Source organism: Kitasatospora sp. NPDC001159, assembly GCF_053598235.1.
This window is the reverse complement of the sequence record NZ_JBSFJV010000003.1, coordinates 99,664-121,119: the sequence shown is the minus strand read 5'-3', so window position 1 is coordinate 121,119 and position 21,456 is coordinate 99,664. Positions and strand designations below refer to the sequence as shown.

The window sequence follows — 21,456 nt, the reverse complement described above, 5'->3', positions numbered from 1 at the left end:
GACACCCGCTACTCGATCGGCGACCTCGCCCGGCGCACCGGGCTGACGGTCAAGACCCCGTCCTGGACGAGGTGCTGTCCGCTCTTCCCCCGGGGCCGCGGGCCGAACTCTCCCGGCTCATCCGCCCCCTGGACGCGGCCTACCTCCGTCGCACCCTGCCCGATCCCTTCGCCGACCGCCGCTACTCGGACTCGTGGTGGTACCGCCGTCTCAGCGAACAGTGGGAGTGCGGGGAGGGAGGCCGGCGGGGCCGGCCGCCCACTCCCGGGCCCAGCGGCGCCCTTGAGGATCCCTAGCCCACCTTCGAGGACTCCGGGGTCGCCGCCGGCACCGTCCGCAGCGGCACCGAGGCCCGAACCCTGAAGCCCTTCCCGCGTTCCCCCGGCCCGGTCTCCAGCCGCCCGCCGACCAGCGCCAGCCGCTCCTCCAGCCCGGACAGCCCGTTGCCCGGCTGGGACTTGCCCGGCCCCCGCCCGTCGTCGGTGATCTCCAGGACGGCGTACCGCTCGCCGCTCGTCTCCCAGCCCTCGTCCGCCGTCACCGTGCAGACGGTGGCGCCCTCGCCGTGCCGGACGATGTTGGTGACGGCCTCGCGCAGCGCCCACGCCAGCGCGCCGGCCTCCTCGTTGGCCAGCGACGGCCAGGCGTCCACCAGCTCCGCAGCGGCCTCCAACCGCACCTGCGCGGTGGCCAGGGCGGTCCGGGCTGCGGCGAGCTCGACCGGCAGGGTCGGACGGCGGAAGCCGGTGACGGCCTCCCGGACGTCGATCAGCGACTGGCGGGCGACCTGCTCGATGTCGGCGACCTGTGCCCGCGCCGCCTCGTCCTTGCCGGCGTCCATGAACCGCCCGGCCAGCTCGCTCTTCAGGGTGATCAGCGAGAGCGAGTGCCCGAGCAGGTCGTGCAGGTCGCGGGCGAGCCGCAGCCGCTCCTCGGAGGCGGCCAGGTGGGCGACGGCCGCGCGCGCCTCGCGCAGCTCCTTCATGGTGGCGACCAGCCGCTGCAGGCCGGTCATCGCGACGCCGGAGAGGAAGGCGCTGAGGGTGAAGGTGACGATGTTGTCCGCACTGGCGTGGATCAGCAGACCGACCACGGCGGCGAGCCCGGCCATGCCGCCGAGGGCGGCCAGCGCGTAGTTCGCCGGTGTGATGATCGCAACGCACACCGAGGCGTAGATGAAGAGGGTCAGGAAGGCTTCGCCGAGGACGAAGGGGGCGGTGGCCGCTAGCGCGACCATCGTCACGACGATCACCTGGCAGGCCCGCGGCCGCATCCCCGCCTGCGAACGGAAGATCACCAGCAGGATGTACGCCGCCACGAACGCGCCCAGGCAGCACCAGCCGAACACTTGGGCCGCCGGGCCGTGGTCCCTGTTCAGCAGGTTGCCCGCCGGGTAGGCCAGGTAGGTCATCCAGAGCAGCATCCAGGCGACCTTGACCAGCAGCTGCCGCCTGCTCTCCACCGGCGAGCCGGGGACGTTCATGAATGACGCGCGCGCCACACCCGCCTCCGGCTGTTCGTCGGTGCGGTGGGTCTGGCGCGCGTCGCTCATGTCGATCATCATGCCTGGCGGGTGTCACGGCGGTACAGCGCCGCGGCAGCGGCCACGAACACCGCGAGGAAGGCGGCCAGCCCGGCGACCGCGGCGGTGTCCAGGGAGTGCCCGGGCTGGGTGAAGCCGGCCAGCTTGTTGTACAGGTACACCGGATTGAACCGGGCGTACGTCTCCAGCGAGCCGCTCACCGGGAACCAGGTGCCGCCGAACAGCGACATCAGCATGTACGTGATCATCACGATGGTCTGCACCGAGTCCGGCGCCGCCGCGTAGCCGAGCGCCACCCCGAGCGCGGCGAAGACGAAGCTGCCCAGCCACAGCGCGGCCGCCAGCCCGATCCACTGCGCCGCGCCGAGTTCGACGCCCTGGCTCGCGCCGACCGCGAAGACCACCAGGATCGCCGGCAGCGTGGTCACCGCGCTCGCGCCGATCTTGCCGAAGGTGTACGCCCGGCCCGGCAGCGCGGTCAGCCGCAACTGGCGCACCCAGCCGCTCTTGCGCTCCAGCGAGATCCGCTGCGCGCTGCCGGTGAGGACCGCGCCGACCGCGCCGAAGGTGGCCATCGAGACCATGAAGTAGGTCTTCACCGGCAGACCGCCGGCCAGCTTGTCGGAGCTGTAGGCGTGGATGAAGAAGAAGTACATCAGCGCCGGGTAGGCGATGGTGAAGAGCAGGTAGCGCCGGTTGCGGAGGGTCCGCAGGATCTCCAGCTTGATCAGGGTGGTCATCGCACGCTCTCCTTCTCGGCGCCGACCTCGCGGTCCAGCTCGCCCGTGATGGTCAGGAAGGCCTGCTCCAGGCCCACCCCGGCGACCTCCAGCCCGCGCGGGTACAGCCCCGCCCGGTAGATGCCGGCCACGCTCGCGTCGGCGTCCGCGGTCCGGATCCGCACCGTCCGCACCCCCGGGACCCTCGCGGTGACGTCCAGCGACTGCACGCCCGGCAGGGCGCGCAGCACGGCCTCCTCGAACTGGCCGGCGGCCGGGGCGAAGTCGGCGTCATGGAGTTCGAAGGCGATCCGGCGGGCCCCGGCGCGCGCCTTGATCTCCGCGGAGCTGCCGTCGGCGATCAGCCGGCCCCGGTGCAGCACCAGGACGCGGTCGGCGATCGAGTCGGCCTCCTCCAGGTAGTGGGTGGCGAACAGCACCGTGCGACCGGCGTCGGCCTGCGCCCGCATGCTCGCCCAGAACGCCTGCCGGACGCTGACGTCCATGCCGGTGGTGGGCTCGTCGAGCACGATCAGGTCGCTGTCGCCCGCGATCGCCAGGGCGAATCGGACCCGCTGCTCCTGGCCGCCGGACAGCTTGTCGACCCGGCGGTCGGCGATCTCGGTGATCCCGGCGTCGGTCAGCACCCCCGTGACCGACCGACCGCTCGGGTGCACCTTGCAGGCGAGCTCGACCAGCTCGCGGACCTTGACGTCGGTCATCAGCCCGCCGCTCTGCAGCATCGCGCCGAGCCGGCCGGCCGCGATCGCCTCCCGCGGGGTGCCGCCGAACAGCGTGACGCTGCCCTGGTCGGGCTCGCGCAGGCCGAGCAGCAGGTCCAGGCTGGTGGACTTCCCGGCGCCGTTCGGGCCGAGCAGCGCGACGGTCTCGCCCGGCCGCAGCACGAGGTCCAGTCCGTCCACGGCGCGCACCCGCCCGTAGCTCTTGCCGACGCCGCGGAAGGCGGCCACCTCGGTACCCATCGCCCCGCTCCTCTCCCCTGAAGGTGTCGCGTGCGGCGCTGTCCGCACCACCTCAGAGTCCCGCGCGGGCGGGGGCCGACGGCAGTGGCGGCCGTCGTGCCTTCGGTATGACGGATGTCATGCCGGCGGCCGGTACCCCCGTCACGCCCGATGAGGCAGTAGGGGGGCCGGCCGCCGAATCCGCTGGTCAGGAAGGATCTACAGCCCCAGCGAGCGCTTCACGAAGTCGACCTGGAGCAGCAGCAGGTTCTCCGCGACCTCCTCCTGCGGGGTCATGTGGGTGACGCCCGACAGCGGCAGCACGGTGTGCGGGCGGCCGGCCGCGAGCAGTGCCGAGGAGAGCCGCAGGGTGTGGGCGGCTACCACGTTGTCGTCCGCGAGGCCGTGGATGATCATCAGCGGGCGCTCCAGCCCGGCCGCGTAGCCGTTCAGCGAGTTCTCCCGGTACACCTCGGGCCGCTCGGCCGGGTGGCCCAGGTAGCGCTCGGTGTAGTGGGTGTCGTACAGCTCCCAGTCGGTCACCGGCGCCCCGGCCACCGCCGCGTGGAACACGTCCGGGCGGCGCAGCACCGCGAGCGCGGAGAGGTAGCCGCCGTACGACCAGCCGCGGATGGCGACCCGGTCGAGGTCGAGCGGGAACTCCCCGGCGAGCGCCTGGAGCGCGTCCACCTGGTCGTCCAGGGTGGCCCCGGCGAAGTCGAAGGCGATCGACTTCTCCCAGGCCGGCCCGCGCCCGGGGGTGCCGCGGCCGTCGGCGACGATCACCGCGAAGCCCTGGTCGGCGAACCACTGCGAGTTGAGGTGCGGGTTGTGCGCCTGGACGACGCGCTGGCCGTGCGGGCCGCCGTACGGGTCCATCAGGACGGGCAGCAGGCCGTCGCGCTCGCGGTCGTAGCCGGTGGGCAGGAAGACGGCGGCCGGGATGCGGCGCTCGCCGGCGAAGCGGAAGACCGGGCGGGCGGTGATGACCGGGGTCTCGGCGTGGGAGGCGATGACGGCGACGTCGTCGACCACCACGCCCTCCGGCAGGTCGCGGGCGACCTGGACCAGGGTTCCGGGCAGGTCGGGCTCGGCGGTGGCCCGGACGGTGATCCCGCCCGCGTGCACCGCGCTGGTGACGGAGGTGAACGGACGGCCGTTGGAAGACTCCCAGGCCAGCCGCTTGCCGTCGTGGCTGATCCGGCCGACGGCGATCCAGCCGGGCTCGGGGTCGGTCTCCCCGGCACCGCCGGAGGCGCTGAAGAACACCTCCTCCTCGGTGACCGCGATGACCGACCGGACGTGCAGGTCGGCCCCGGTGACGGACTGGTCGCCGACCACCAGCGCCCGCACGCCGCCCTCGTCGGAGATCCGGACCAGCTTGCCGTCCGGGGTCCAGGCCGGGACGCCCGGGAAGGCCTCCAGCCAGGCGTCGTCGCGCTCCTCGAACAGCACCTCGGTGGCGCCGGTGGCCACGTCCAGGCCGAGGATGCGCTGAGCGCGCTGGTCGCGGGACTCGACCAGCAGCAGCGGCACGCCGCCCTTGGACCAGTGGACCCGGGCCAGGTACGGGAAGGCCTCGCGGTCCCAGGCCACCTCGGTGCGCCCGCCGTGCAGGTCGAGCACCCAGAGGCCGACCTCGGCGTTGGCGGTGCCGGCCGCCGGGTAGGCGACCTCGGCGGGCTCACGGTCCGGGTTGGCCGGGTCGGCGATCCACCAGCGGCGCACCGGGCTGTCGTCGGCGCGCTCGGCCAGCAGCCGGTCGCTCTCCGGGGACCACCAGAAGCCGCGGTCGCGGTCCATCTCCTCCTGGGCGATGAACTCGGCCTGCCCCCAGGTGACGTTCGGACCGTCCGGCTCGGCGAGTGCCCGGTCGCCACCGCCGTCGGTGCGGGTCAGCCGCAGCTCGCCGGCGGTGTTGGCGTAGGCGACGTGCGAGCCGTCCGGGGAGAGCCGCGGGTCCAGCAGCGGTCCGCGGGCGGGCAGTTCGGCGGTGGCGCCGGTGGCCAGGTCGGCGGTGAACAGCCGGCCGGACAGCGCGAAGGCGGCCGACCGGCCGTCCGCGTCCAGGGCGTAGCCGACGATGCCGGCCGAGCCCTCGCGGCTGCGCTCGCGGCGGGCCTTCTCGGCCGGCGAGAGGTCCTCCTCGCCGCCGCCGAGCAGGACGGCCGGGTCGGCGGCGATCCGCTCCTCGCCGGTGGCGGTGTCGAGGGTCCAGAGCAGGTTGGCCCGGTCGCTGCCCGAGCGCGAGCGGAGGAAGACGACCCGCGAGCCGTCCGGTGCGACGGAGAAGGAGCGGGGCGCGCCGACGGTGTAGCGCAGGGTCCGCGCGTACTGCCGGGGGAAGGTGTCCGCAGGGGTGTGGGAGGTCATGGCACCAGACCCTACGACGGCGGACTCTCACTGCCGGGTGACTGGTGATCACTCGTTCGGAGCATCGTTCCCAAGTACGCCCTAAAGAGGTCCAAACCCCCTCCGACCGGCCCATGCGCCCCGGGAGTGCCCAGATGCCCCGACACACGTGGACTCACCGAATGTAATGCTCCCCTTACCCATCGGGTATGACTGGTCAGGCGAGTGACCGTCGGGCCCGTCCCGGCCCCCCGGTCACCCGACCCCGATTCCCGTACGGTCCCACCGCCGCCCTCCCCAGGGATCGGCGCCCGAGAAGGGGGCATGAGCCGACATGGCCATGAACATCTCCGCAGTCGTGCTGATGCTGACGATCGTGGTGGTGCTGATCCGCCGCTCCAGCCTGAAGCTGGCGCACGCCATCGTCTGCGCGCTGCTCGGCTTCTACCTGGCCTCCAGCTCGATCGCCCCGTCGATCACCCAGGTCACCAGCAACCTCGCCGGAATGATCAACGGCCTGAAGCTCTAGCACCCTCCGGCCGGTGGACACGGGCCTGCCGCCCCGCCCGCCCTCCGGGCGAACGACGCGAGTTTGGCGGCAGGCCCTAGGCTTCCTCCCATGACCGCGACTACCGGCCGCAGCCTCCTCCTGGTCCACGCCCATCCCGACGACGAGTCGATCGGCAACGGCGCCACCATGGCCCGGTACGCCGCCGAGGGCACCCGGGTGACGCTGGTGACCTGCACCCTCGGCGAGGGCGGCGAGGTGATCCCGCCGGGGCTGGCCCATCTGACGGCCGATCGGGAGGACACCCTCGGCGCGTACCGGATCGGCGAGCTGACCGAGGCGATGCGCGCCCTCGGCGTCACCGACTTCCGCTTCCTCGGCGGCCCGGGGCGCTACCGCGACTCCGGGATGATGGGCGTGCCCGACAACGACGTCCCCGGCTGCTTCTGGCGGGCCGACGTGGACGAGGCGGCCGGCCACCTGGTCGCGGTGATCCGCGAGGTGCGGCCGCAGGTGCTGGTCACCTACGACGAGAACGGCGGCTACGGGCACCCGGACCACATCCAGGCGCACCGGGTCGCGATGCGCGCGTACGAGCTGGCCGCCGACCCGGCGCACCACCCGGAGCTGGGCGGTGCCTGGCGGATCGCCAAGGTGTACTGGAACCGGATGCCCCGCTCGGTGATCGAGGCCGGGCTCGCCGAGGCCGCCGCCGAGGCGCCCTTCCCCGGCGTCGCCCAGCCCGCCGACGTGCCCGGAGTGGTGGCCGACGAGGTGGTCACCACGGTGCTGGACGGCGCCGCGTACGTCGCCCCCAAGGCCGCCGCGCTGGCCGCGCACGCCACCCAGATCACCGTGGACGGCGCGTTCTTCGCGCTCTCCAACGACCTCGGCCAGCCGCTGTTCGCCACCGAGTACTACCAGCTGGTGCACGGCCAGGCCGGGCCGGAGCGGCCCGAGCGCGACCTGTTCGCGGGCCTGGACCACGTCACCGCGACCGCCACTGAGGAGAGCGCCCGATGACCGCGCCCGCCACGCCGCCGCGCCGCTCGTTCGCGGCCGCCGTCCTCGGCACCCAGAAGGAGCGGCTGGCCGAGCCTCAACCCCCGCGCACCGTCCGGATCGCGGCGTATGTCCTCTTCTTCCTGCTGGGCATCGCGGTGTCGATCTGCGGATCCTTTGTGCAGGCCCTGTGGCCGCCGGTGGGAGTTCTGCTGGCACTCGCCGCGAGCGCCGCGACCTTCTACGCGGGTCTGCGGATCACCGGCACCCGGCTCGGCGCCGCGATGCCCGCGGCCGGCTGGTTCCTGGCGATGCTGCTGATGATGGTGCCCCGGCCGGAGGGCGACAACGTGCTGTGGTCCAACGCCACCTCACTGGCCTGGCTGTTCGCCGGCTCGGTCCTGGGCGTGATCTGCGCCACCCTGCCCACCCGGAACAGCTGGCTGCTCGGGGTGCCCGGCCCTCCGCGCTGACCCCGCCCGCGAGCGGCGCCCGGTACCGCGCACGACGCGCAGTCAGGACCACACGGCCGTACTCTCATATCGGAGGAACCGGACGTATCAGGATCTGTCCGAAGCCGTTCACCGCTCAGTTCTTCCCAGTATGGTGGTCCCGCAGTACGACGTCCCCGACCGCCGCCCGCCCGCCCAAGGCCCGGCGACCACGAACCGCGGTCGCGCCGCACGGCCCGCCCGCGAACCCGGAGCAGAGCAGCATTGAGCAGCCGCGAATCTGACAACGCCAACCCGACGCCCCGGCGTACGGGTCCGGACGCCTACCCGTCGGGCACGCCGCCCTACGGCACCCCGGGCCTCCCTGGCGGCGACCGGGCTGCCGCCGGTGCCGACCACGGCGCCGCGTCGGGCGGCGAGGACGATGGTCCGAAGACCGAGACCACCCTGACCACCCGGGTCCGGATCAACATCCCCGGCTCACGCCCGATCCCACCGGTCGTCGTCCGCAGCACCGTCAAGAACGAGGACGGCCCGGGCGACCAGGCCCCGGCCGCCGCCGAGCCGGGCGGCCCGCGGCACCGCTCCGCGCCCGCCTCGCCCGTCCTCGGCGTGATGGACGGCGGAAGCGGCACGGCCACCCCGCCGAACCTGCCGCCGGAGTGGCAGATCCCGCCGATCCCGCCGGCGACCTCCGAGTCCGAGTCCACCGGCGCCTGGTTCCGGCCGCGGCAGAAGAAGGCCGCCGAGCCCGCCCCGGCCACCGTACCGGCCGGCGCCCCGAGCGCGCCGGAGGCCGCGGTCGCGCCCGGCTCCGTCGCCGAGGCCCGCCCGCAGGGCGCCCCGAACGGCGCCCGGCCGGCCGCGGCCGGCGCCGAGGCCCGTCCGAACGGCCGCCCGGTGCCCGTCCCGGGCAAGTCGCCGAACCAGGCCGCTCCCGCGCCCGCTTCGCCGTACGGCGTCGAGGGTCCGGCCGAGGAGCCCGGCGTGTACGAGGCCGCCGCCCCGTTCGCACCGGCCGCCGACCCGTTCGCCCCGACCGGCCCCGACGCCGGTGCGCGCGGCCCGCGCGGCGGCCGCCGCCAGCAGCAGGCCCCGCGGCCGAACGCCGCCCAGCAGGGCGCGCCCCAGTCGAACCAGCCGAACCAGCCGAACGGCCCCCGGCCGAACCGGCGGCAGCAGAACGGCCCGCAGGGCACGCCGGGGCTGAACGGCCACCCGCAGGGCCCGGCCGCCGAGCCCGGCCCGGAGGACACCTCCGTGGACGGCTTCGCGCCGATCCGGGAGAACACCCCGCCGTCGGCCGCCATACCCGGCCTGCCCCGGAACGGCGCCCCGCGCGGTGCCGACGCCCGTCCGCAGCCGGGCCTGTTCGCCTCGGCCCCGACCGGCGCCGACCCGTTCGCCACCCAGCGTCCGGCCACCCCCGGCCAGGACCCCTTCGGCGCCCCGGCGGCCCCCGGCGGGCTCTTCCCGGGCGCGCCGCAGCCCGCCGGGGGCGGTCCCCGGCAGGCCGGCCTCGGCGCGGAGGCCACCGAGGTCACCCCGCTGCCGACCCCGGGCCCCGAGGCGGCCCGGCCCGCTCCGGGCGGTCCCGCCGGTCCCGTCCCGCCCGGTCCCGCCGCGCAGTCCGCCCCCGCGCCCGCCCCGGCCAAGACCGAGCCGGCCGCCCCCGCCAAGGGCAAGGCCAAGGGCGGCGGCGCCAAGAAGCTGGTCAAGCTCGGCGTCTACGCGATCGGCGGTGTGCTCTTCCTCGGCGCCGCCGCGTACGGCACCGGCCTGATGCTCAACCAGTCGGACGTCCCCAAGGGCACCGTGGTACTCGGCACCGACATCGGCGGCAACAGCCGCGACCAGGCGATCCACGCGCTGGACGACTCGGTCGGCAAGGCCGGGCAGCAGCCGCTCAAGCTGAAGATCGGCGACCAGGCCGTCGACCTCGACCCGACGGTCGCCGGACTGAGCTTCGACACCACGGCCACCGTGGACGGCCTCGCCGCGCACAGCTACAACCCGGTCGACGTCATCAAGTCGCTCCAGGGCGGCAGCAAGGCGGTCGCACCCGAGGTCCGGGTCGACCGGGCCAAGCTCAAGGCCGCGCTGGACTCGCTGGCGGCCGGCTCGGGCCAGGGTCTGCAGGAGGGCTACGTCAAGTTCGCCGACAACGGCGACCCGGTCGTGGTCCCCGGCAAGGCCGGCCAGGCGGTGGACTCCAACGCCGCCCTGGACGTGGTCGAGCAGGCCTACCGCGACCGCGCCGCCGGCAAGCCCGACCAGCCGATCGCACTCGCCGTCACGGCCGCCCAGCCCAAGGTGTCCACCCAGGCCCTGCAGGCCGCCGCGGACAGCCTCGGCAAGCAGGTCACCAACGGCAAGATCCACATCGTGGCCGGCACCAAGCCCTGGGACTTCGGCGGCAAGACCGCCGCCAAGGCGCTCACGCTGGTCCCGGACGCCTCCGGCAAGATCGTGCCCAAGTGGGACCTCGACGCGCTGAACTCCCAGCTGAACGGCGTGTTCGACAAGGTGAAGGTCAAGAAGAACGGCCAGTCCGGCACGGTCACCCCGCAGGACGTCGCGGACGCCGTCACCTCGCTGTTCGACAAGACCGGCGACAAGGACCGCACCTTCAAGTTCCCCGCCGCCTGACGGACCGGACACGAACGAGGGGCGGGCCCGCTGCCGCGATGACGGCAGGCGGTCCCCGCCCCTCGACAACTCCCCCTCCCGGTCAGCAAGATGTGACGCCACACCTTCCGTCACAGCAACCCCGGGAGCCACGCCGATGGGCCGCCGCCTCCAGCACCACCGGACGGCGCTGCTCGCCGGTCTCACCGCCCTGACCCTCTCGCTCGCGCTCTGCTCCTGCTCGTCCGGGCAGGACGGCGCCGCCGCGGACGCGATGCCGAGCGCCGCCGGCGTGCCCAAGCTCACCTCGATCGACATCAACCAGCACGACCGCTCCCAGCTGCGCCAGGGCGGCACCCTGAACCTGGCGATCACCCAGTTCTCCCACCAGTGGTCGCCGATCCACACCGACGGCAGCGAGTCCTCGACCATCGCCGTCACCAAGCCGCTGCTGCCGACCTTCTTCCGCTCGGACGCGGCCGGAACCCAGACAGTCAACCCGGCCTACCTGCAGGACGCGCACGCCGACATCAAGGACGGCCGGCAGGTGGTCACCTGGACCCTCAACCCGAAGGCCCACTGGTCCGACGGCACCCCGATCACCTGGCGCGACATCGAGGCGAACTGGCGCGCGCTGAACGGCAAGGACCCGGCCTACCGGCCGTCCAGCAGCACCGGCTTCGAGCTGGTCTCCTCGGTCGAGCGGGGCAAGGACGACTTCCAGGCCGTGATGACCTTCGACCGACCGTTCTCCGAGTGGCAGTCGATGTTCAACGGCGCTGCCAACGCCCCGCTGCTGCCGGCCGCCAAGGTCGCCACCCCGGAACTGTTCAACTCGGCCTACCTGGACGCGATCCCGCTCACCGCCGGCCCGTTCAAGGTCGAGACGCTGGACCGTGCCGCGCAGACCGTCACCCTGGTCGCCGACCCCACCTGGTGGGGCGACAAGCCGATGCTGGACCGAATCGTCTTCCACGCCATGATGCCGGACGCGATGGGCGCCGCCTTCGCCAAGGGCGAGATCGACCTCTTCAACAACGGCCCCGACCTGGCCGGTTACCAGGTCATCAAGAACACCAAGGGCGCGGCCGTCCGCCGGGCCGGCGGGCCGGACTTCCGGCAGATCACCCTGAACGCCCGCACCCCGGCGCTCAGCGACCCGTCCGTCCGCCAGGCCGTGTTCCAGGCGATCAACCGGGACGCGCTGATCCGCTCCGACCTCAACGGCCTGGACTGGCCCGGCGTCCCGCTCAACAACCACCTGCTGGCCGCCAACCAGAACGGCTACCGGGACAACTCCCTCGGCCTGTCCCGCTTCGACCCCGCCGAGGCCGCCCGCAAGCTGGACGCGGCCGGCTGGAAGCTGGACGGCGACGTCCGCAAGAAGGACGGCCATGAGCTGAACCTGCGGATGATCGTCCCGGCCGGGGTCGCGGTGGCCCAGAACGAGGCGACCGGCGTCGCCAAGATGCTCAAGGACGTCGGGATCAAGGTCACCACGGTGACCGCCGCCGCCAACGAGTTCTTCGACAAGTACATCAACCACAACGACTTCGACCTGGCCGCCTACGCCCTGCTCGGCACCCCGTTCCCGGCCAGCGGCAGCCGGGCCGGCTTCGCCCAGAACGGCGGCGCCAACCACGTCGGCGCCGGCAGCCCGGCCGCGGACGCCGCCCTCGACCGGGCCGCCGCCGCGCCCGACGCCGCGACCGCCTCCGAGGCGATCAACCAGGCCGACGGCGAGTTGTGGAAGGTGGCCGGCGTCCTGCCGCTCTACCAGCGCCCGCAGCTGTACGGCGCCCGCGCCGACCTGGCCAACATCGGCGCGCAGGGACTGTCCGACATCGTCTGGGAGAACGTCGGCTTCACCAAGTAGGACCGCCTGGCGCCGAGTCGGCCGGCAACAGTCAGCCGTGCAGCGTCTCCCGCCAGTAGTGGCAGGCGCTGCGCCGGCCCGACAGCTCGGCGCCCTCCTCGTCCACCACCGGTACCAGCGGCGGGAGTTCGGTCAGGCAGCGGTCCTGCACCCGGTCACAGCGCGGGTTGAAGGCGCAGCCCTGCGGGATCCGCAGCAGGCTGGGCGGCAGGCCCTTGATGGCGTGCAGGTTCTGGCCCTTCTGGTCCAGCCGCGGAATGGAGTCCAGCAGTCCCCTGGTGTACGGGTGGGCCGGGCGCGCGTACAACTCGCGGACCGGGGCGGTCTCGACGATCCGGCCCGCGTACATCACGGCGATCTTGTCGGCCACGTCGGCGACCACGCCGAGGTCGTGGGTGATCAGGATCAGGCCCATGTTGAACTCGGCCTGGAGGTCGGCCAGCAGGTCCATCACCTGGGCCTGCACGGTCACGTCCAGCGCGGTGGTCGGCTCGTCCGCGATGATCAGGTCCGGCTCCAGCGAGAGCGCCATCGCGATCATGATGCGCTGGCGCATGCCGCCGGAGAACTGGTGCGGGAAGTCGCCGACCCGCTGCCGGGCGGCGGGGATGCGCACCCGGTCCATCAGCTCGACGGCCTTCTCCCGGGCCTCCTTGCGGGAGAGCCCCTGGTGCACCCGGAACATCTCACCGAGCTGGTAGCCCACGCTGAGCACCGGGTTGAGGGCGGACAGCGCGTCCTGGAAGATCATCGCGATCCGCTGGCCCCGAACGGCCCGCCGGGCCTTGGGGTGCATGGTCAGCAGGTCCTCGCCGCGGAACAGGATCCGCCCCGAGGTGATCTTCCCTGGTGGCACGTCCAGGATGCCCATGATCGCCTGCGCGGTCACCGACTTGCCGGAGCCGGACTCGCCCAGCACCGCCAGCGTCTCCCCCGCCGACACCGAGTAGCTCACCCCGTTGACGGCCCTGGCCACACCGTCCTGGGTGTGGAACTCGACGTGCAGGTCCTCGACCTCCAGCAACGGGGTCCCGGGTGCCAGGCTCGCCCGACCGCCGCCGACCACCTCCACCGCGTCCATGTGAGCAGCCCTCCTCAGCGCAGCAGCGACCATCGACAGGCGCCTAGCAACTATCAATGACCGACGCGCACTTGGGGAGAGCGCTGCAGATCTCGGTTCCATCACGGCACAGGGCGCGCCCTCGTTCCGAGGACGCGCCCCGAGGACGACCGGGTCAGCTGCCGCCCGGCCCGTCCTCCCGCTCGGCGGCGCCCTGCCCGACCTCGCGCTCCGCCGCACTCTGCCCGATCTCGCGCTCCGCCGCACTCTGCCCGATCTCGCGCTCCGCCGCACTCTGCCCGATCTCGCGCTCCGCCGCGAAGTGACAAGCCGAGTCGTGGAACGCCGCGCCCTTCAGCCAGCTCGGCGCGGCGAGCAGCGGGATCTCCACCGCGCAGCGCTCCTGCGCCTTCCAGCACCGGGTGCGGAACCGGCACCCCGACGGCGGGTTGGCCGGCGAGGGCACGTCCCCGGTGAGCACGATCCGGTCCCGGGACTCGCGCGCCGTCGGGTCCGGCACCGGTACGGCGGACAGCAGCGCCTGGGTGTACGGGTGGGTCGCGTGGTCGTAGATCTCCGCGTCGCTGCCGATCTCGACCATCTTCCCCAGGTACATCACCCCCACCCGGTCCGAGATGTGCCGGACGATGGAGAGGTCGTGCGCGATGAACATGTACGACAGGTTGAACTCGCCCTGCAGCTGCTCCAGCAGGTTGATCACCTGCGCCTGCACCGACACGTCCAGCGCCGAGACCGGCTCGTCGCAGATGATGATCTCCGGCTTGAGCGCCAACCCCCGTGCGATGCCGATGCGCTGGCGCTGGCCACCGGAGAACTGGTGCGGATACCGGTTGATGTACTCCGGGTTGAGCCCGACCACGTCCAGCAGGTCCTGGACGGCCTTGCGGCGGTCGCCCTTCGGCGACACCTCCGGGTGGATCTCGAACGGCTCACCGATGATGTCGCCGACCGTCATCCGCGGGTTCAGCGAGGTGTACGGGTCCTGGAACACCATCTGGATGTTGCGCCGGACGGCCTTCAGCGCGGAGCCGGACAGCCGCGAGATCTCTTCCCCCTTGTACCGGACCGAGCCGCCGGTGGCCGGCTCCAGGTTCATCAGCACCTTGGCCAGCGTGGACTTCCCGCAGCCGGACTCGCCGACGATGCCGAGCGTCTCGCCCTGCATCAGGTCGAAGCTGACCCCGTCCACCGCTTTGACCGCGCCGACCTGCTTCTTGAACAGCACGCCCTTGGTGAGCGGGAAGTGCTTGACCAACTCCCGCACTTCGAGGATCGGCTCGCCGCGCGGTACCTCCTGGTTGAACGCGGCCTCCTCCGGCACCACCGCGCTCAGTGCGCTGGCCCCGTTACCGGTCATGGAGGGTCTCCTTCCAGAAGAAGCAGGCGCTGCCGCGCCCCTCCAGCGGCGTGCCGTCCTCCTCGGTGACCTGGAAGAGCTCCGGCACCTCGGCCCGGCAGATGTCCTGCGCCCGGGGGCAGCGCGGGTTGAACGCGCAGCCTGCGGGGATCCGCAGCAGGTTGGGCGGCAGGCCCTTGATGGCGTAGAGCTCCTGGCCCTTCTGGTCCAGCCGCGGGATGGAGTCCAGCAGTCCCCTGGTGTACGGGTGCGCGGGCCGGGCGTAGAGCTCGTGCACCGGGGCGGTCTCGACGATCCGGCCGGCGTACATCACGGCGATCTTGTCCGCGACGTCGGCGACCACGCCGAGGTCGTGGGTGATCAGGATGAGCCCCATGTGGAACTCGGCCTGGAGGTCGGCCAGCAGGTCCATCACCTGGGCCTGCACGGTCACGTCCAGCGCGGTGGTCGGCTCGTCCGCGATGATCAGGTCCGGCTCCAGGGCCAGCGCCATCGCGATCATGATGCGCTGACGCATGCCGCCGGAGAACTGGTGCGGGTAGTCGTTCACCCGTTGCTTGGCCGCCGGGATGCGCACCCGGTCCATCAGCGCGACGGCCTTCGCCTTGGCGTCCGCGCGGGAGACGCCCCTGTGGGCCCGGAACATCTCGCCGAGCTGGAAACCCACGCTGAGCACCGGGTTGAGGGCGGACAGCGCGTCCTGGAAGATCATCGCGATCTTCCGGCCGCGGATCCTCCGCCGCTCGTCCGTGCCCATCTTCAGCATGTCCTGGCCGCGGAAGCGGATCTCGCCGCGCGGGATCCGGGCCGGCGGCATGTCCAGGATGCCCATGACCGCCTGCGCCGTCACCGACTTGCCGGAGCCGGATTCGCCCAGCACCGCCAGTGTCTCCCCCGCCCGGACGCTGTAGTTGACCCCGTTGACGGCCCGGGCCACGCCGTCCCGGGTGACGAACTCGACGTGCAGGTCCCGTACGTCGAGCAGCGGCCCCTCGTACGGCGCCTCCCGCTCGCGCTTGGCGGTGTCCACAGCTGGAGTCACGATGCGCTCCCCTCGCTCAGCGAAGCTTCGGGTCGAGGGCGTCGCGCACCGCGTCGCCCATCATGATGAAGGCCAGCACGGTGACGGAGAGCGCCGCGGCCGGGAAGAACAGCACGTACGGGGCCGTCCGGATCACCTTCTGGGCGGAGGAGATGTCGATGCCCCAGGAGATGGTCGGGTCCTGCAGGCCGATGCCGAGGAAGCTCAGCGTCGCCTCGGTGGCGATGTAGCCGCCGAGGGCGATGGTCGCCACGACGATCACCGGGGCGATCGCGTTCGGCAGGATGTGCCGGAACATCAGCCGGCCGGTCCCGGCGCCGAGCGCCCGGCCGGCCACCACGTAGTCGGACTGCTTGACGGTCAGCACCGCGCCGCGCATGACGCGGGCGATCTGGGTCCAGCCGAGCACGCCCAGCGCGATGACCACGCTCCACACCGTGCGGGTGGAGAAGGCGTTCAGCAGCACCAGGGCGCCGAGCAGCAGCGGGATGCCGAAGAAGATGTCGATGATCCGGGAGATCACCGCGTCCACGCCGCCGCCGAAGTACCCGGCAACCATGCCTGTCAGCCCGCCGAGCACGGTGACTGCGGCGGTCACGAAGATGCCGACGGTGATCGAGGCGCGGGCTCCGTAGATGACCCGGGCGAAGATGGACCGGCCCTGGGCGTCGTAGCCGAACCAGCCGGCCCCGAACACGTCGCCCCAGTCCGGCCGACGCAGGTAGTCGTGCACCAGGTCGGCCTTGCGCGGGTCGGCGTCGGTGAAGGCGTACGGGAAGATCGCCATCACCACCAGCAGCAGGATCAGCACCGCCGAGACCAGGAAGATCGGCCGTCGGCGTAGGTCCCGCCAGGCGTCGCCCCAGAGGCTGCGGGCCTCCTCCCGCTTCCGCACGTCGCGTTCGACTAAGGTCTCCTGCTCGACCGCCATGCCCTGTTCGCCGGCGTAGTCGAGGCGCGCGACGCCGGGCTTGGGGTGCGGTTCGTACGAGTCCTCGTCGTGGATGTCAGGCATAGCGGATCCTCGGGTCCAGGACCGCGTAGAGCAGGTCGACGAGGAGGCTGGCGACCAGGTAGACGATCACCAGGACGGTCACGATGCCGACCACGGTGGGGCCTTCCTTCGTGTTGATCGCCCGGTACAGGACGTTGCCGATGCCCTGCACATTGAAGATGCCCTCGGTGACGATCGCGCCGCCCATCAGCGCGCCCAGGTCGGTGCCGAGGAAGGTGACCACCGGGATCAGCGAGTTGCGCAGCAGGTGCCGGAAGACGATGGTGCGCCGGGGCAGGCCCTTGGCAACCGCCGTGCGCATGTAGTCGGCCCGCAGGTTCTCACCGATCGAGGTCCGGGTGAGCCGGGCCACGTACGCGAGCGAGAGCGACCCCAGCACGACGGCCGGCAGGACGAGTTGGGATAGGTCGTAGCTGTTCTGCACGGTCGGTGTGACCCAGCCGAGGTTGGTGGCGAAGATCGTCTGCGCGATGTACGCGAGCACGAAGACCGGGATCGAGATCACCACCAGGGTGAGGACCAGCACCAGGGTGTCCTGGATGCTGCCGCGCCGCAGCCCGGAGACCAGGCCGAGGGCGAGGCCGAGGATCATCTCGAAGACGAAGGCCAGCAGCGCGAGCCGGATGGTGACCGGGAAGGCGCCGACCATGATGTCGGAGACCGGGCGGCCGGTGAAGCTGGTGCCGAAGTCGCCCTGGAACAGGTTCCCCATGTAGTGCAGGTACTGCTTCCAGAGCGGCTGGTCCAGGAAGTACTTGTGCTTGATGCTGGCCACCACGGCCGGGTCGGCCGCCTTCTCGCCGAACAGCGCGACCACCGGGTCGCCCGGCAGCGTGTAGACCATCACGAAGATCAGCAGCGTGGTGCCGAAGAACACCGGGATCATCTGCAGCACCCGCCGCAGCACGTAACTGCCCATCCGAGCCTCCTTCCAGGGCGTGGCCGACCGGAGCCGGTCGGCCAAGAGGACCAGGCCCCGCCCTCCGTGCGGGGAGGGCGGGGCCGGCGCGTGGGACTGGTCAGCCCTTGACCTCGACCTGGGTCCAGGCCGGGTTGCCGAAGGAGTCGAACTTCACGTTCTGCACCTTGTTCGAGTAGCCCGAGTTGGTGCGGTAGTACCAGAGCGGGATGGCAGGCATGCCGCTCGGCAGCACGGCCTCGGCCTTCTGGTAGCCGGTCACCGTGTCGGCGACGCTTGCGGCCTCGTCGGCCTTGGTCGCCGCGTCGTCGAACTGCGGGTTGCTGTAGCCGAAGTCGTTGGAGGCCGCACCGGTGCGGTAAACGTCGGACAGGAAGTTGGCGTTCAGCGGGTAGTCCTGCACCCAGCCGGTGCGGAAGGCGCCGTCGAGCTGGTGTGCGGTGATCGCCGCGCGCGCGGTCTTGAAGTCGGGCTTCGGGTCGCCCAGGCAGTCCACGCCGGTGCTCTGCCGGATCGAGTTGCAGACCGCGTCGACCCACTCCTTGTGGCCGCCGTCCGCGTTGTAGGTGATCAGCAGCTTGTTGCCGGGGACGCCGCCGCCCTCCTGGATCAGCGCCTTGGCCTTGGCCGGGTCGAACTTGCAGAAGTCGCCGCAGGCGCCGTCCTTGTAGCCCTCGACGCCCTCGGCGACCCAGGCGGTGGCGGGCTTGCGGGAGCCCTGCAGCACGGTCTTGGTGATGACGTCGCGGTCGATCGCCATCGACAGGCCCTGGCGCACCTTGGCCTTGTCCGGCGAGGACCAGTCGGCCTGGTAGAGCGTGAAGCCGATGTTCTGGATCGCGCCCTGCGGGGCGTCGATCGCCCGGTCGCCGAGGTCGTTCTTGTACGTCGCCAGCGCGGACGGCGGCACCTGGTCCATCACGTCCAGGTTGCCGGACTGCAGGTCCGCGTAGGCGGCCTCGGACGTGGTGTACATCTTGAAGACGATGCCGCCGTTCTTCGGCTTGTCCACGCCCTGGTAGCCCGGGAAGGACTTGGTGACCACCTCGGTGTTGTGCGTCCAACTGACGAACTGGTACGGGCCGTTGCCCACCGGCTTCTGCCCGTACCCGGCCGGGTCCTTGAAGAAGCCGTCCGGCAGCGGCGAGAAGGCGATGTAGCCGAGCTTGTACTCGAAGTACGAGACCTTGTTCTTCAGCTTCACGGTGAAGTGCAGGTCGTCCGTGACGGTCAGGCCGGACATCTTGTCCGCGGTCGGCTTCCCGGTCTTGGGGTGGACGTCCTGGTAGCCCTCGATGTCGGAGAACCAGGAGCTGTTGATCTGGGCGTTGGCCGGGTTGGCGGACCAGTTCCAGGAGTCCACGAAGTTCTTGGCGTGCACCGGGGTGCCGTCGTGGAACTTCCAGCCGTCCTTCAACGTGATGGTGTACGTCTGCGAGTCGCTGGTGTCGATCTTGTCCGCGACCTGCATCCGGATCTTGGCGGTGCTGGGGTCGTAGTCCACCAGCCCCTTGAAGAGGTTCTCGATGATGCGACCACCGCCGACCTCGTTCGCGTTGGCGGGCTGCAGCGGGTTCTGCGGCTCACTGCTCTGGTAGCTGAAGGTCTTGGTGGCGTTCGACGAACTGCCACCACCTCCGCCGCCGCCGCTGCACCCGGTGGCCACCAGGACCACGGACGTCGCAGCGGCGAGGACCAGGCGAGCACGGGCGGCTACGGGCATGGCGGTCCCTCCTCATGGGTGTGTGTCGCATCACACCCCATGAGAAGCGCGCCCCGGCGACGGCGCGAGCCGGGTGCACCCGGACGAGTGCCGTAACCCCTGCGGAGTTGACGCAGGCCGGATTGACGCAGCGCCGGATTGACCGAACGCCGGAAGGGCCCGCGGCCGAAGCCGCGGGCCCTTCCTGGGACGCCGGGGGAGGTCAGGCCTCGGCCGACTCCCGGACCTCGGCGAAGTGGCAGGCCGACTCGTGCGCGGCCGGGCCCTCCAGCGTGGTCGGGATCGCCAGCAGCGGGACCTCCTCCGCGCAGCGGTCCTCCGCCTTCCAGCAGCGGGTGCGGAAGCGGCAGCCGGACGGCGGGTTGGCCGGCGAGGGGATGTCGCCGCTGAGGATGATCCGGTCCCGCGACTCGCGCGCCGCCGGGTCCGGCACCGGCACCGCGGACAGCAGCGCCTGGGTGTACGGGTGGGTGGCGTTGTCGTAGATCTGCTCGTCGGTGCCGATCTCGACCATCTTGCCCAGGTACATCACGCCGACGCGGTCGGAGATGTGCCGGACGATGGAGAGGTCGTGCGCGATGAACATGTACGACAGGCCGAACTCGCCCTGCAGCTGCTCCAGCAGGTTGATCACCTGCGCCTGGACGGACACGTCCAGGGCGGAGACCGGCTCGTCACAGATGATGATCTCGGGCTTGAGCGCGAGGCCGCGGGCGATGCCGATGCGCTGGCGCTGACCGCCGGAGAACTGGTGCGGGTACCGGTTGATGTACTCCGGGTTCAGACCCACGACGTCCAGCAGGTCCTGAACGGCCTTGCGGCGGTCGCCCTTCGGCGCCACCTCCGGGTGGATCTCGAAGGGCTCCCCGATGATGTCGCCGACCGTCATGCGCGGGTTCAGCGAGGTGTACGGGTCCTGGAACACCATCTGGATGTTCCGACGGACGGCCTTGAGGGCCGAGCCGGTCAGCTTGGAGATGTCCTCGCCCTTGAACAGCACCTGGCCGGAGGTGGCCCGCTCCAGGTTCATCAGCACCTTGGCCAGCGTGGACTTGCCACAGCCGGACTCGCCGACGATGCCGAGCGTCTCACCCTTCTTCAGCTCGAAGGAGATGCCGTCGACCGCCTTGACCGCGCCGACCTGCTTCTTGAAGAGGACGCCCTGGGTCAGCGGGTAGTGCTTGACCAGGTCCTTGACCTCCAGGATGTTCTCAGCCATGGAGGGTCTCCTTCCAAAGGTGGCACGCGCTGCGGCGGCCGGTGAGCTCCTCGCCGTCCTTGCCGGTCACCTGGTGCAGCGCCGGGATCTCCGTGCGGCACAGGTCGGTGGCGACGTCGCAGCGGGGGTTGAACGCGCAGCCGGCCGGAACCTTCAGCAGGTTCGGGGGCAGGCCCTTGATCGCGTACAGCTCCTGGCCCTTCTGGTCCAGGCGCGGGATCGAGCGGAGCAGGCCCCTGGTGTACGGGTGCGCCGGCTTGGAGTACAGGTCGTGCACCGGGGCGGTCTCGACGATCCGGCCCGCGTACATCACGGCGATCTTGTCCGCGACGTCGGCGACCACGCCGAGGTCGTGGGTGATCAGGATCAGACCCATGTTGTACTCGGCCTGCAGCTCCGCCAGCAGGTCCATCACCTGGGCCTGGACGGTCACGTCCAGGGCGGTGGTGGGCTCGTCGGCGATGATCAGGTCGGGCTGCAGCGACAGCGCCATGGCGATCATGATGCGCTGGCGCATACCGCCGGAGAACTGGTGCGGGTAGTCGTTCACGCGCTGCTTGGCAGCGGGAATGCGCACCCGGTCCATCAGCTCGATGGCCTTGGCCTTCGCCTCGGCCTTGGATGCGCCCTGGTGCACCCGGAACATCTCGCCGAGCTGGTAGCCGACGCTGAGCACCGGGTTGAGGGCGGACAGCGCGTCCTGGAAGATCATCGCGATCTTCCGGCCGCGGATCTTCCGCCGCTCCTCGTTGCTCATCTTGAGCATGTCCTGGCCGCGGTACAGGATCTCGCCCTGGGTCACCTTGCCCGGGGGCATGTCCAGGATGCCCATGATGGTCTGCGCCGTCACGGACTTGCCGGAGCCGGACTCGCCGAGCACGGCGAGGGTCTCGCCGGCCGCGACGGAGTAGTTGACGCCGTTCACGGCCTTGGCGATCCCGTCCCGGGTGTGGAACTCCACGTGGAGGTCCTTGACCTCCAGGAGCGGGGTTCCGACTTCGAGACGGTCGCTCTGCGGGTTGTTCTCGATCACGGTGGTCATCGGGTCGTCACCTCTT

17 protein-coding genes are annotated in these 21,456 nt (G+C 71.5%); 5 read left to right on the top strand and 12 right to left on the bottom strand.

The window, feature by feature from the left end:
- Window positions 1–292 precede the first annotated feature (292 nt).
- The 4 genes from ACWC9T_RS03030 to ACWC9T_RS03015 form a co-directional block, all read right to left on the bottom strand.
- The gene (locus tag ACWC9T_RS03030; RefSeq protein WP_449819286.1) at window positions 293–1,552 is read right to left on the bottom strand and encodes a sensor histidine kinase; all 1,260 of its coding nucleotides are present in this window, start codon (window positions 1,550–1,552) and stop codon (window positions 293–295) included.
- 8 nt (window positions 1,553–1,560) lie between these two features.
- Window positions 1,561–2,283, bottom strand: coding sequence for an ABC transporter permease (locus ACWC9T_RS03025; protein WP_449819285.1), 723 nt, complete (start codon window positions 2,281–2,283; stop codon window positions 1,561–1,563).
- A complete protein-coding gene (locus ACWC9T_RS03020; RefSeq protein WP_449819284.1) occupies window positions 2,280–3,245 on the bottom strand; it encodes an ABC transporter ATP-binding protein in 966 nt (321 codons plus the stop codon). Before ACWC9T_RS03020 ends, ACWC9T_RS03025 begins: the two co-directional genes overlap by 4 nt.
- A gap of 198 nt (window positions 3,246–3,443) precedes the next feature.
- A complete protein-coding gene (locus ACWC9T_RS03015; protein ID WP_449819283.1) occupies window positions 3,444–5,597 on the bottom strand; it encodes a prolyl oligopeptidase family serine peptidase in 2,154 nt (717 codons plus the stop codon).
- A gap of 313 nt (window positions 5,598–5,910) precedes the next feature.
- Here ACWC9T_RS03015 and ACWC9T_RS03010 point away from each other — a divergent pair, with 313 nt between their 5' ends.
- The 5 genes from ACWC9T_RS03010 to ACWC9T_RS02990 all read left to right on the top strand — a co-directional run bounded on the left by ACWC9T_RS03010 (window position 5,911) and on the right by ACWC9T_RS02990 (window position 12,042).
- Window positions 5,911–6,105 (top strand): DUF2304 family protein, encoded by a 195-nt coding sequence (locus tag ACWC9T_RS03010; protein WP_396246886.1) that lies wholly within the window; start codon window positions 5,911–5,913, stop codon window positions 6,103–6,105.
- A gap of 90 nt (window positions 6,106–6,195) precedes the next feature.
- Window positions 6,196–7,107: an N-acetyl-1-D-myo-inositol-2-amino-2-deoxy-alpha-D-glucopyranoside deacetylase gene (gene mshB, locus ACWC9T_RS03005; RefSeq protein WP_449819282.1), complete on the top strand. Its 912-nt coding sequence runs from the start codon at window positions 6,196–6,198 to the stop codon at window positions 7,105–7,107.
- Window positions 7,104–7,559, top strand: coding sequence for a DUF6113 family protein (locus ACWC9T_RS03000; protein ID WP_449819281.1), 456 nt, complete (start codon window positions 7,104–7,106; stop codon window positions 7,557–7,559). Before mshB ends, ACWC9T_RS03000 begins: the two co-directional genes overlap by 4 nt.
- A 243-nt stretch (window positions 7,560–7,802) precedes the next feature.
- Window positions 7,803–10,187, top strand: coding sequence for a peptidoglycan binding domain-containing protein (locus tag ACWC9T_RS02995; protein WP_449819280.1), 2,385 nt, complete (start codon window positions 7,803–7,805; stop codon window positions 10,185–10,187).
- 136 nt (window positions 10,188–10,323) lie between these two features.
- Window positions 10,324–12,042 (top strand): ABC transporter family substrate-binding protein, encoded by a 1,719-nt coding sequence (locus tag ACWC9T_RS02990; protein ID WP_449819279.1) that lies wholly within the window; start codon window positions 10,324–10,326, stop codon window positions 12,040–12,042.
- Between the two features lie 31 nt (window positions 12,043–12,073).
- Here ACWC9T_RS02990 and ACWC9T_RS02985 read toward each other — a convergent pair whose 3' ends face one another.
- From ACWC9T_RS02985 to ACWC9T_RS02950, 8 genes are all read right to left on the bottom strand, one after another.
- Window positions 12,074–13,123 carry an ABC transporter ATP-binding protein gene (locus ACWC9T_RS02985; RefSeq protein WP_449819278.1) on the bottom strand — a complete coding sequence of 350 codons (1,050 nt, stop codon included), beginning with the start codon at window positions 13,121–13,123 and terminating at the stop codon, window positions 12,074–12,076.
- A 154-nt stretch (window positions 13,124–13,277) separates the two neighbouring features.
- Window positions 13,278–14,480 carry an ABC transporter ATP-binding protein gene (locus tag ACWC9T_RS02980; protein ID WP_449819277.1) on the bottom strand — a complete coding sequence of 401 codons (1,203 nt, stop codon included), beginning with the start codon at window positions 14,478–14,480 and terminating at the stop codon, window positions 13,278–13,280.
- Window positions 14,470–15,522 (bottom strand): ABC transporter ATP-binding protein, encoded by a 1,053-nt coding sequence (locus ACWC9T_RS02975; RefSeq protein WP_449819276.1) that lies wholly within the window; start codon window positions 15,520–15,522, stop codon window positions 14,470–14,472. Before ACWC9T_RS02975 ends, ACWC9T_RS02980 begins: the two co-directional genes overlap by 11 nt.
- 16 nt (window positions 15,523–15,538) lie before the next feature.
- A complete protein-coding gene (locus ACWC9T_RS02970; RefSeq protein ID WP_449819348.1) occupies window positions 15,539–16,453 on the bottom strand; it encodes an ABC transporter permease in 915 nt (304 codons plus the stop codon).
- A 76-nt stretch (window positions 16,454–16,529) separates the two neighbouring features.
- On the bottom strand, window positions 16,530–17,456 hold the full coding sequence (locus ACWC9T_RS02965) for an ABC transporter permease (protein ID WP_449819275.1): 927 nt from the start codon (window positions 17,454–17,456) through the stop codon (window positions 16,530–16,532).
- 100 nt (window positions 17,457–17,556) lie between these two features.
- The gene (locus tag ACWC9T_RS02960; RefSeq protein WP_449819274.1) at window positions 17,557–19,179 is read right to left on the bottom strand and encodes a peptide ABC transporter substrate-binding protein; all 1,623 of its coding nucleotides are present in this window, start codon (window positions 19,177–19,179) and stop codon (window positions 17,557–17,559) included.
- Between the two features lie 202 nt (window positions 19,180–19,381).
- Window positions 19,382–20,398: an ABC transporter ATP-binding protein gene (locus tag ACWC9T_RS02955; RefSeq protein ID WP_449819273.1), complete on the bottom strand. Its 1,017-nt coding sequence runs from the start codon at window positions 20,396–20,398 to the stop codon at window positions 19,382–19,384.
- On the bottom strand, window positions 20,391–21,440 hold the full coding sequence (locus tag ACWC9T_RS02950; RefSeq protein WP_449819272.1) for an ABC transporter ATP-binding protein: 1,050 nt from the start codon (window positions 21,438–21,440) through the stop codon (window positions 20,391–20,393). The genes ACWC9T_RS02955 and ACWC9T_RS02950 overlap by 8 nt, the downstream gene beginning before the upstream one ends.
- Window positions 21,441–21,456 lie beyond the last annotated feature (16 nt).

Coding starts and splice junctions, on each gene's coding strand:
- ACWC9T_RS03030 (WP_449819286.1), bottom strand. CDS start 1,552: ATGAGCGACGCGCGCCAGACCCACCGCACCGACGAACAGCCGGAGGCG.
- ACWC9T_RS03025 (WP_449819285.1), bottom strand. CDS start 2,283: ATGACCACCCTGATCAAGCTGGAGATCCTGCGGACCCTCCGCAACCGG.
- ACWC9T_RS03020 (WP_449819284.1), bottom strand. CDS start 3,245: ATGGGTACCGAGGTGGCCGCCTTCCGCGGCGTCGGCAAGAGCTACGGG.
- ACWC9T_RS03015 (WP_449819283.1), bottom strand. CDS start 5,597: ATGACCTCCCACACCCCTGCGGACACCTTCCCCCGGCAGTACGCGCGG.
- ACWC9T_RS03010 (WP_396246886.1), top strand. CDS start 5,911: ATGGCCATGAACATCTCCGCAGTCGTGCTGATGCTGACGATCGTGGTG.
- mshB (WP_449819282.1), top strand. CDS start 6,196: ATGACCGCGACTACCGGCCGCAGCCTCCTCCTGGTCCACGCCCATCCC.
- ACWC9T_RS03000 (WP_449819281.1), top strand. CDS start 7,104: ATGACCGCGCCCGCCACGCCGCCGCGCCGCTCGTTCGCGGCCGCCGTC.
- ACWC9T_RS02990 (WP_449819279.1), top strand. CDS start 10,324: ATGGGCCGCCGCCTCCAGCACCACCGGACGGCGCTGCTCGCCGGTCTC.
- ACWC9T_RS02985 (WP_449819278.1), bottom strand. CDS start 13,123: ATGGACGCGGTGGAGGTGGTCGGCGGCGGTCGGGCGAGCCTGGCACCC.
- ACWC9T_RS02980 (WP_449819277.1), bottom strand. CDS start 14,480: ATGACCGGTAACGGGGCCAGCGCACTGAGCGCGGTGGTGCCGGAGGAG.
- ACWC9T_RS02970 (WP_449819348.1), bottom strand. CDS start 16,453: ATGGCGGTCGAGCAGGAGACCTTAGTCGAACGCGACGTGCGGAAGCGG.
- ACWC9T_RS02965 (WP_449819275.1), bottom strand. CDS start 17,456: ATGGGCAGTTACGTGCTGCGGCGGGTGCTGCAGATGATCCCGGTGTTC.
- ACWC9T_RS02960 (WP_449819274.1), bottom strand. CDS start 19,179: ATGCCCGTAGCCGCCCGTGCTCGCCTGGTCCTCGCCGCTGCGACGTCC.
- ACWC9T_RS02955 (WP_449819273.1), bottom strand. CDS start 20,398: ATGGCTGAGAACATCCTGGAGGTCAAGGACCTGGTCAAGCACTACCCG.
- ACWC9T_RS02950 (WP_449819272.1), bottom strand. CDS start 21,440: ATGACCACCGTGATCGAGAACAACCCGCAGAGCGACCGTCTCGAAGTC.